This is a genomic window from Tissierella sp. (genome assembly GCF_052089545.1).
Lineage (GTDB): Bacteria > Bacillota > Clostridia > Tissierellales > Tissierellaceae > Tissierella_A.
This window is the reverse complement of record NZ_JBQDAA010000067.1, coordinates 1-10897: the sequence shown is the minus strand read 5'-3', so window position 1 is coordinate 10897 and position 10897 is coordinate 1. Positions and strand designations below refer to the sequence as shown.

Below are 10897 nucleotides of genomic sequence, written 5' to 3'. Positions count from 1 at the left end.
TAAATAAACGTAGTAAATATGCGAGTTGTAGAGTTCTGCAACGAGCTATTAAATAAGTATAATAAGGAGGAAAAAATGAAAACTATTGGAATACTTACAAGTGGTGGTGATGCACCGGGAATGAATGCTGCCATAAGAGCCGTGGTTAGAACAGCTATTTATAACAATATAAAAATAGTAGGTATAAAACAAGGATATGATGGACTTGTAAATGGAGAAATAGAAGAGATGCAACTTTCTTCAGTGGCTGACATAATACATAGAGGAGGGACAGTGTTAAGGAGCAGTAGATCTGATGAATTTATAACTGATGCAGGATTTCAAAAGGCCTTAAATGTTATAGATGTATTTGGAATAGATGGGGTGATAGTTTTAGGTGGAGATGGAACCTTTAAAGGTGCAAAGGCTCTCTCAAATGCTGGTATTCCTACTATAGGCATACCGTGTACTATTGATAATGATATGGGTTATACAGACTATACAATAGGATTTTTTACAGCAGTAGAAACAGCAGTAGAAGCCATAGGTAAGATTAGAGACACTAGTACTTCTCATGGAAGAGCAAATATTATCGAAGTAATGGGAAGGCATTGTGGAGATATAGCCCTTTATGCTGGACTTTCAGGAGGGGCTGAAAGTATTATTGTTCCAGAAATTGAGTTTGAAATAAAAGAAACAATAAAAAAAGCTATACAAGGAAGAAATAGAGGAAAACTTCATCATATAATAGTTCTTGCAGAAGGCGTAGGAAACGCTTATGATGTTGCTAAGGAAATAAAAGAAAATGCAGGAATAGATACTAGAGTTACAATACTTGGGCATGTGCAAAGGGGAGGAACTCCTACTACTTTTGATAGAATAACAGCAAGTGAAATGGGTTCCACTGCAGTAGAATTACTTATGGGAGGTCAAAGTGGTAGAGCCCTTGGAATAAAATGTAATAAAATAATAGATTTAGATTTAGTAGAAGCCTTAAAAATAAAAAATGTATTTAACAAGAAAATGTATGAAACAGCAAAGATATTATCAATTTAGGAGGAAACAATATGAAAAAAACTAAAATTGTAGCGACCATAGGGCCTGCTTCAGAATCAGAAGAAATTTTAAGAGAACTTTTTAAAAATGGATTAAATGTGTGTAGACTAAACTTTTCACACGGAAATCATGAGGAACATAAAATAAGAATTGAAACTATTAAAAAGGTAAGAGAAGAATTAGGACTTCCAATAGGTATAATGTTAGACACAAAAGGACCAGAGATTAGACTTGGAGACTTTCGTGATGGTGCTATAAACTTAAGCCAAGGAGATCATTTTACTCTTACAACAAGAGATATATTGGGTGATAAGACAATTGTAAATATTAGTTATGAAGGTCTTCCGGGAGATATAGAAGTAGGAAATATGATCCTTATAGATGATGGACTTGTAGAACTAGAAGTATTGGCTATAAAAGATACGGAAATAGAATGTGTTGCCTTAAACAATGGAGAACTTTCAAATCATAAAGGTGTAAATGTACCACATGTAGAAATAAACCTCCCAGCTATCACTGAAAAAGATAGACAAGATATAGTGTTTGGTATAGAAAACGATATAGACTTTATAGCGGCATCATTTATTAGAAAAGCTGAAGATGTAACAAACATTAGAAAAATATTAGAAGAAAATAATGGTGAAAACATAGGTATAATTTCAAAAATAGAAAATCAACAAGGTGTTGATAATATAGAAGAAATCTTGAAAGCATCAGATGGAATGATGGTAGCAAGAGGAGATCTTGGAGTAGAAACTGAGACAGAAGTTATGCCTCTTGTACAAAAAGATTTAATTAAAAGAGCTAATAATCATGGGAAGCCTGTAATAACAGCAACTCAAATGTTAGATTCTATGATGAGAAATCCAAGACCTACTAGGGCTGAAGTTACGGATGTTGCAAACGCAATATTTGATGGAACAAGTGCTATAATGCTCTCAGGAGAAACAGCTGCAGGAAAATATCCAGTAGACTCTGTGAAAACTATGTATAATATAGCACTAAAAACTGAAGAAGCTTTAGACTATAGAGAAATATTAAAATCAAGGGTAAATGAAAGTGAAACAACAACTACAAACGCAATAAGTAGGGCAACTTGCTATACAGCTCAAGATTTAAGAGCGGAAGCTATCATAACAGCAACATCTAGTGGTCACACTTCAAAATCTATATCTAAATTTAAACCTAGAACACCAATAATCGCAGCAACAAATACGAAAAGAGTTATGAGAAGGCTATCATTAGTTTGGGGAGTATACCCAGTTCTTGCACCAACTAGTTCTACTACAGATGAAGTTGTATCAAATTCTGTAGAAGCAGCAATTGAAGGAGGATATGTAAAAGAAGGAGATTTAATTGTTATAACTGCAGGAGTACCGGTAGGACTTTCTGGAACTACAAATCTTATAAAGGTCCATACCATAGGTAAAGTATTAGTTACAGGTACAGGTATTGGAAGTAAATCTGTAGTTGGTAAAGCAAGGGTATATAATAATGGAGAAGATTTTTCTAAGAAATTTAAAGAAGGAGATATATTAGTTGCCAACAGCACTGATAAAGATATGATGAGTTTTATTGAAAAAGCTTCTGCTATTGTAACTGAACATGGTGGACTAACATCCCATGGTGCAATAGTAGGTCTTAACTTTGAAATTCCAACTATTGTAGGTGCAAAGGATGCTACAAGCATACTAAAAGATGGAGGAATAGTAACTATAGATAGTGCTACAGGACAAATATATGAAGGTGAAGCAAGAGTACTGTAATTAAAAAGATATAATTTTAAAAGAAGGATTTTAATCCTTCTTTTTTTATGGAGAAATTTAATAGATAAAAAACTTAATCACAAATCAAGATATAAATTAAAGTATTAGGGTATAGTTATATTGCTATGTTAGGTCATATATAAAGAACAAATATAAAGAGGGTTGATTGTATTCTAAAATAATTGTTTTTACACTAAAAACTAAAAGATAATAAAAAAGAAAGGAATGGTGTTAAAATGATAAGATATGAAGAGATAAAATTAACTCCCAGTGAAGCTTTTCAAGTTTTTGTCGAAAAATATCCAAATACAACAGTAAAAGAGGTAGAATTAGATACAAAATCTAATTCATATGTCTATAAAGTAGAAGGCTATGATAAGGAAAAAAGATATAAGTTGTATATAAATCCTGTAGATGGAAGTATTTTGGAATTAAAAGAAAAACTTCGAAAAGGTAGTCATATAGAACTGACTAAAATCAATACAGAAAAAATACAAGACTTGGTTGATAGTGCACTGAAAGATGCTGGTGAAGGTAGTGTAATAGATGAGTGGTCACTAGAAATAGAAGATGGGATGTTAGAATTAAAAGTAGAAATAGACTTAAAAGATGGTGAGGATGTAGAATATAAATATAACTTAGAAACTGGAGAACTTATAAAAAAGGATAGTTAAAAAGAGGCCTGGAGGTTAATTCTTTCAGGTTTTTTTATTATTAAAGTAAAATATGATATAATCTAATTGATATAAATTATGATTAGACTGTGAGGAAAAAAGATGATACTTTTAAATATAGAAGAAGTTTCAAAAGCATATACAGACCGTGTATTGATGGAAGATGTATCGTTTTCTATACACGAAGGAGATAAAATAGGACTTATAGGAGTAAATGGGACGGGAAAAACTACTCTTTTAAAACTCATATCTGGGCTTGAAGAGCCAAGTTCTGGAAGGATAATAAGAAGTAGAGATATAAATATAGAATATATGGCTCAAAATATAGAGTTTGATCCAAATAGTACAATATTAGATGAAGTTTTTAAAGGAGATTCTAAAAACATAAAAACTTTAAGGGCTTATAACAAGGCTGTATCAGATCCTAGTACACCTAAAGAAGAGATAATAAGACTTTCTTCCCAAATGGATCTCGTAGGTGGATGGGAGCTTGAAAGTGAAGCAAAGACTGTACTTACAAAACTAGGGGTAGAAGACTTTAATGAAAAGCTAGAAAATCTATCAGGAGGAGAAAAAAGAAGAATATCGCTTGCAAGTAGTCTTATAAATCCATCCGATATACTTATACTAGATGAGCCAACCAACCATTTAGATAATAAGACTATAGAGTGGTTAGAAGAATATTTAAAGAATAAAAAAGGTGCCCTTATTATGGTAACTCATGATAGGTACTTTTTAGATAGGATTTCTAAAAGAATCATAGAACTAGATAAGGCAAGTCTTTATTCTTATGAAGGTAATTATAGTTATTTTCTCCAAAAAAAAATGGAAAGAGAAATGAATGAAAGAGCTACAGAAGAAAAAAGACAAAACCTATATAGAAATGAACTAAAATGGATTAAAAGAGGAGTTAGAGCTAGAGGAACCAAACAAAAAGCTAGATTACAAAGATTTGAGGATTTAAAAAATTCAAAAGTAGATTTTAATACCGAAGAGGTAGACATAGATCTAGCAAGTTCCAGACTTGGAAAAAAGATAATAGAGATAAAAAATATATGTAAATCTTTCGATGGTAGAAAACTTATAAAGGATTTTACTTATACAGTTTTAAGAGATGATAGGATAGGTATACTTGGTGACAACGGCATAGGTAAGTCTACCCTTCTTAAAATTATTGAAGGAAAAGTAGAAGAGGATAGTGGAAGTATAGAAATAGGTGAAACTATAAAGCTTGGTGTATTTAGACAAGAAGTAGATGACTTTGATGAAAATATGCGTGCTATAGAATATATTAAAAAAAGTGGAGAATATATATCTACTAGAAATGGTGAAAAAATAAGTGCATCTCAAATGATGGAAAAGTTTTTATTCCATGCAGACCTTCAATATTCTCCAATAGAAAAATTATCAGGTGGAGAACGAAGAAGACTTTACCTTTTAAAAGTTCTTATGAAAGCACCAAATGTACTATTATTAGATGAGCCTACTAACGATTTAGACATAGAAACCTTAACTATATTAGAAGACTATATAGAAGGGTTTAATGGGGCGGTTATAATAGTTTCACACGATAGATATTTATTAGATAAAATTGCCCAAAAGGTATTTGTATTTGAAGGCGATGGTATTATCAAACAATATACTGGTAACTATTCATACTTTAAAGAAATAGAAAAGGAAAAAATTATAAAAAAACAAAAAACAGTAAAGGCTAAAAAAGAAGAAATAAAACCTAAAAAACAAGTTAAATTAACATATAAAGAAAAACTAGAATGGGAAAGTATAGATGAAGAGATAGAAATTCTAGAAAATAAAATAAAAACAATAGATGAACAAATGGAAAAACATTCAAGGGACTATGAAAAACTTGAAGAACTCCTACAAGAAAAAGAAATAGTAGATAGAGATTTGGAAGAAAAAATGGATAGATGGGTATATCTAAGTGAAAAGATAGAAGAAATTGAAAGTGGGGATATGTAAATGAGTAAATCACTAGTATTAGCTGAAAAGCCTTCAGTAGCTAGGGACATAGCTAGAGTTTTAAAGGCCAATAAAAAAGGTGATGGTTATTTTGAAGGAAATGGCTATATAATAACCTGGGCATTAGGTCATCTTGTAACACTAGCATCTCCAGAAGAATACGATAAAAAATATAAAACTTGGAATTTAGAAGACCTTCCAATAATACCAAAAGAAAACAAACTTATAGTTATAAAAGGAACTAAAAAACAATTTTATGCAGTAAAAAAACAAATGACAAGGGGCGATGTAGGAGAAATAATTATAGCTACTGATGCTGGAAGAGAAGGTGAACTTGTAGCTAGATGGATAATAGAAAAAGCTAATGTAAGAAAACCTGTAAAAAGACTTTGGATATCGTCAGTAACTGACAAAGCTATAAAGGATGGATTTAAAAAGCTTGAAAGTGGGAAGCTATATGAAAATTTATATCAAGCTGCAATAGCAAGATCCGAAGCAGACTGGATAGTTGGAATAAATGCTACAAGGGCTTTAACTGTAAAATACAACTCACAGCTTTCTTGTGGTAGAGTTCAGTCGCCAACTCTTTCTATGATAAATCAAAGAGAAGAAGAAATAAAAAGCTTTAAGCCTAAAGAGTTTTACGGTATAGGCATAAAATCAAAAGCTATAAACCTAGTATGGGGAGATAAAAATAATAATACTAGAAACTTTAATGAAGATTATATAGATAGTTTATTAAAAAAGCTTAAGGGTAAAGATTTAGAAGTTTTAAAGGTAGATAAGACACTTAAAAAAACATATGCGAATGGATTATATAATCTAACAGAACTGCAAAGAGATGCAAATAAGAGATATGGATACTCAGCAAAGGAAACGCTTTCTATAATGCAAAACCTATATGAAACTCATAAAGTGCTTACATATCCAAGGACAGATTCAAAATATTTAACTGAAGATATAGTGGCTACCTTGAAGGATAGACTTAAAAGTATAAATATAGGAGAGTACAAATCTCTAGTAGGAAAATTAATAAATAAACCTATAAAGAAGAATAAATCTTTTGTAGATAGTAAAAAGGTAACAGACCACCATGCTATTATACCTACAGAACAAAGATTGAATATGTCTGAATTAAACTTTAAAGAAAGAAAAATATACGATATGGTGGTTAAAAAGTTTTTATCTGTGCTATATCCTCCTTTTGAATATGAGGAAACTAAGATTACAGCTAAAATATCAGGAGAAGAATTTGTTGCTAAAGGTAAAAGAGTTATAAAGGAAGGATTTAAAGCAGTATACAATGATGGAGAGGAAGAAATAGATGACGATATAAAAGATCAGAGTCTTCCACTTATAAAAAAAGGCGATAAGTTACCTATAATAAAAATAGAAAAAACTAATGGTAAAACAAAACCACCTAAATATTTTACAGAAGGAACTCTTCTTATGGCTATGGAAAATCCAGTAAAATATATGGAGGAAAAGGATAAAGAAATTAAAAATATATTAAGTGAAAGTGGTGGAATAGGTACTGTAGCTACAAGAGCTGATATAATAGAAAAGCTTTTCAAGACATTTTTGATAGAGACTAGAGGCAAAGATATACTTATAACAGGTAAGGGTAAACAACTTTTGGAACTCACACCAGAAGATTTGAGATCGCCTGATTTAACTGGACAATGGGAAAGAAAACTAGTTCTCATTGAAGAGGGGAAGCTAAAAAAAGAAAAATTTATGGAAGAAATAAAGGGCTATTCTAGAAAAATAATAAAAGAAATAAAAACCAGCGATTTAGAATTTAAACACGATAATATAACAAGAACTAAATGTCCAGAATGTGGGAAGTTTATGCTTGAAGTAAAAAACAAAGGAAGAAAGATGTATGTTTGCCAGGATAGAGAATGTGGTGAGAGAATAACCATATCTCAAACAACAAATGCAAGATGTCCTAATTGTAAAAAGAGACTAGAATTAAAAGGTCAAGGTGAGGGACAAATATTTACATGTAAATGTGGATATAGAGAAAAGCTTTCTAGTTTTAATAAGAGAAAAAAGAAGCAAAAAAATAGACTCAATAAATCACAAGTAAAAAAATATATGAAAAAACAAGAAAAAGAAGATGAATCACTTAATACAGGTCTTGCAGATGCACTATCAAAACTAAAATTAAAATAATGATAATAATTACAATTTGTGGTAAAATAAAGTTAAATAAACAAAGAGAAGGTGGATAAATGATAGAACTAGGAGAAATACAAGAGTTAATAATAAAAAGATTTACATCAGTTGGAGCTTATTTAAATTCAGAAGAAGAAATAGATGAAGATGTACTGCTTCCAAAAACACAAGTACCAGAAGGAGCAAAAGAAGGAGATACTGTAGAAGTATTTATATATAACGATTCTAGAGATAGAATCATTGCAACTACTAAAAAGCCTAAGGTAGAAGTTGGTAAACTAGCTCACCTAATGGTAGTATCAACTACAAAAATAGGTTCATTTTTAGATATGGGGCTTGAAAGAGATTTGTTTTTACCATTTGCAGAAACAGTGGGTTCAGTAGAAAAAGGAAGAACTTATTTAGTTGGAATGTACATAGATAAGTCAAACAGACTATCATGTACTATGAAGATAAAAGATATGCTAGACTCAAATCCTCCATATAAGGAAAATGACCTTGTAGAGGGAACTATTTATTCTGTAAATAGGGACATAGGGGCATTTGTTGCAGTGGAAGATAAATATGATGGATTAATACCTAAAAAAGAACTTTTAGGTGTTCATACTCCAGGTGAAAATATAGAGGTAAGGGTAAGCAGAGTTTTAGAAGATGGAAAATTAGACTTATCTTTAAGAGATAGAAGCTATATACAAATGGATACAGATGCTAAAAAGATAGTACAAAAGTTAAAAGATAATAATGGTAAACTTAGTTTGAACGACAAAAGTTCACCAGAAGATATAAAAACACAACTAGAAATGAGTAAATCAGGTTTCAAAAGAGCAGTAGGAAAACTCTTAAAAGAAGAAATGATAGAGTTTACACAAAATGGTATACAATTAAAAGAATAAGATAGAGCATTCAAAGTTTTATAAAACTTTGAATGCCTTTTTAGATATGTTAATATAGTTTAATATTTATAATTAAAAGGTAAAAAGTATTTATAAAAGATTGTTAAATAAAGAGGTGAAAGATATGGAACACTTTAACTTTAAAACAAGGAAAGGAGTTTCTATAAATTCTTATAAATGGGTACCTAGGGGAGAAATAAAAGCCGTTGTACAAATATCTCATGGTATGAATGAACATATAAAAAGATATGATGAGTTTGGTAAGTTTTTATCTGGGAAAGGATATTTAGTATATGGAAATGATCACTTAGGCCATGGAAGGTCGCTTTTACAAGGGGAGCAGCTAGGATATATAAGCGATAAGGATGGATTTGATGATATGGTAGAAGAAATGAGAGATTTGACTAATATTATAAAAGAAGAAAATAAAGATTTAAAATTATTTGTATTTGCCCACAGTATGGGATCCTTTTTAGCACAAAGATATATTCAACTTTATGGAAAAGATATAGATGGTCTTATATTATCTGGTACAAATGGAGAGCCGCCAACAGGTATAAATCTAGGTATATCTTTATCAAATTTAATAATGAAAGCAAGTGGTAGAAGGAAAAAATCAAAACTAATAAATGTTTTAAGTTTTGGCTCATATAATAAAAAAATTACTCCAAGAAGAACAATATTTGACTGGATATCAAGGGAGGAAAAAGAAGTAGACAAATACATAGAAGATCCCTTGTGTGGTAATTTATTTCCCGTATCTTTTTTTCATGATTTATATGTAGGGATGAAAGATATCCAGGAAAAGGAGAACTTAGAAAATATACCTAAAAACTTACCTATATATATTTTTGCTGGAAGTGAAGATCCAGTTGGAGGATATGGTAGGGGTATAATAAACTTAAATAATACCTACAAAAGACTAGGAATTAAAAATGTAGACTATAAAATATATAATGGTGGAAGACATGAAATGCTAAATGAGATAAACAAATTAGAAGTTATGATAGATATTTTAAACTGGTTAGAGTTTAATAAATAATAAACAAATATAAATAGATATACAAAAATAATCTAATGTGCTATGATATTATCTTGCACATTAGATTATTTTTGTTTGGAGGTAAATATATGAGGTTTTGGAAGGATAAAGTATTTTTAAAAGCAATGATAGCAATAGCACTTCCTATAGCATTGCAAAACTTAATAATATCATCACTTAATATGGTGGATACACTTATGATAAGTAATCTTGGAGAAGCAAGTATTGCAGCAGTAGGGCTTGCAAACCAGATATTTTTCTTTTATACTATTATAAACTTTGGTATACATAGTGGTTCATCAATTTTTATTTCTCAGTACTGGGGGAAAAGAGATGTTAAAAATATAAGAAAAACACTTGGTATAGCCCTTTTTTTAACAACTATAGTAGGTACTTTCTTTACAATAGCTGGATTCTTCTTTCCAAAATTATTGATGAATATCTTTACACATGAGAAGGAAGTAGTAAGACTTGGAGTTGAGTATCTAAGAATAGTTTCTCTCTCATACTTTATAACAGGTATAAGTTTTGCATATAGTATAGCTCTTAGAAGTACAGGAAGACCTAAAGTACCTATGAAAGTATCTGCTGTATCTTTTGTTACCAATACACTTTTTAACTATGTACTTATATTTGGGAAGTTTGGATTTCCAGCTTTAGGGGTCAAAGGAGCAGCGATTGGAACACTAATTGCTAGAGGTATAGAAACTATATTTCTTTTATATGTAGTATATAAAGAAATAGGACCATTATCAGCTACTATAAAAGAGCTTATGGATTGGAATAAATCTTTTATAAAAAAGTATATACATATTATAAGTCCGGTTGTTCTTAATGAAGCATTTTGGTCGCTTGGACAAATTATGTATTCTATAGCTTATGCTAGAATAGGTAAAGAAGCAACAGCAGCAGTCCAACTTACAACCACAATACAAAACATATTTTTTGTACTTGTAAAAGGACTTGCAAATGCTTGTGCTGTTATGATAGGGAATAAAATAGGAAGAGGCGAAAGTAAAGAGGATATTTATGAATATGCTGTAAAGTTTATATCTATAGCTTTACTTACAGGTATCATTCTTGGTGGAACAATGGTCCTTACACCTGACCTAACCTTAAAATTATTTGATAATTTAGAAGCAGAAGTATATAGAAGTGCAAAGCTACTTCTTACATTTATGGGGCTTACATTTTTTATAAGAAGTTATACTATCACTGGCATAGTTGGTGTTTTAAGAGGTGGTGGAGATACAAAATTTTCTATGTTTCTTGAAATGGGAGCTGTTTGGGCAATAGGAGTACCGCTTGCATTTATAGGAGCTTTAA

Annotated in this window: 8 protein-coding genes; all 8 read left to right on the top strand. The window is 30.7% G+C overall.

Annotation, left to right across the window (positions count from 1 at the left end; genetic code table 11):
- The first annotated feature begins 75 nt into the window (after positions 1 to 75).
- A complete protein-coding gene (gene pfkA / locus ACTHW2_RS06570; RefSeq protein ID WP_442263175.1) occupies positions 76 to 1035 on the top strand; it encodes a 6-phosphofructokinase in 960 nt (319 codons plus the stop codon).
- Positions 1036 to 1046: 11 nt separating this feature from the next.
- Entirely contained in the window at positions 1047 to 2801 is a 1755-nt protein-coding gene (pyk, locus tag ACTHW2_RS06565) for a pyruvate kinase (RefSeq protein ID WP_442263174.1), read from the top strand.
- 236 nt (positions 2802 to 3037) lie between these two features.
- Positions 3038 to 3475, top strand: a complete 438-nt coding sequence (locus ACTHW2_RS06560) for a PepSY domain-containing protein (protein ID WP_442263173.1) — start codon at positions 3038 to 3040, stop codon at positions 3473 to 3475.
- A 102-nt stretch (positions 3476 to 3577) separates the two neighbouring features.
- Positions 3578 to 5455: an ABC-F family ATP-binding cassette domain-containing protein gene (locus ACTHW2_RS06555; RefSeq protein WP_442263172.1), complete on the top strand. Its 1878-nt coding sequence runs from the start codon at positions 3578 to 3580 to the stop codon at positions 5453 to 5455.
- The gene (locus ACTHW2_RS06550; RefSeq protein WP_442263171.1) at positions 5456 to 7633 is read left to right on the top strand and encodes a DNA topoisomerase III; all 2178 of its coding nucleotides are present in this window, start codon (positions 5456 to 5458) and stop codon (positions 7631 to 7633) included.
- A 59-nt stretch (positions 7634 to 7692) separates the two neighbouring features.
- A complete protein-coding gene (locus ACTHW2_RS06545) occupies positions 7693 to 8529 on the top strand; it encodes a CvfB family protein (protein ID WP_442263170.1) in 837 nt (278 codons plus the stop codon).
- 124 nt (positions 8530 to 8653) lie between these two features.
- Positions 8654 to 9571, top strand: a complete 918-nt coding sequence (locus tag ACTHW2_RS06540) for an alpha/beta hydrolase (RefSeq protein ID WP_442263169.1) — start codon at positions 8654 to 8656, stop codon at positions 9569 to 9571.
- An 89-nt stretch (positions 9572 to 9660) separates the two neighbouring features.
- The coding region (locus ACTHW2_RS06535; RefSeq protein WP_442263168.1) for an MATE family efflux transporter at positions 9661 to 10897 on the top strand (1237 nt) is incomplete at its 3' end.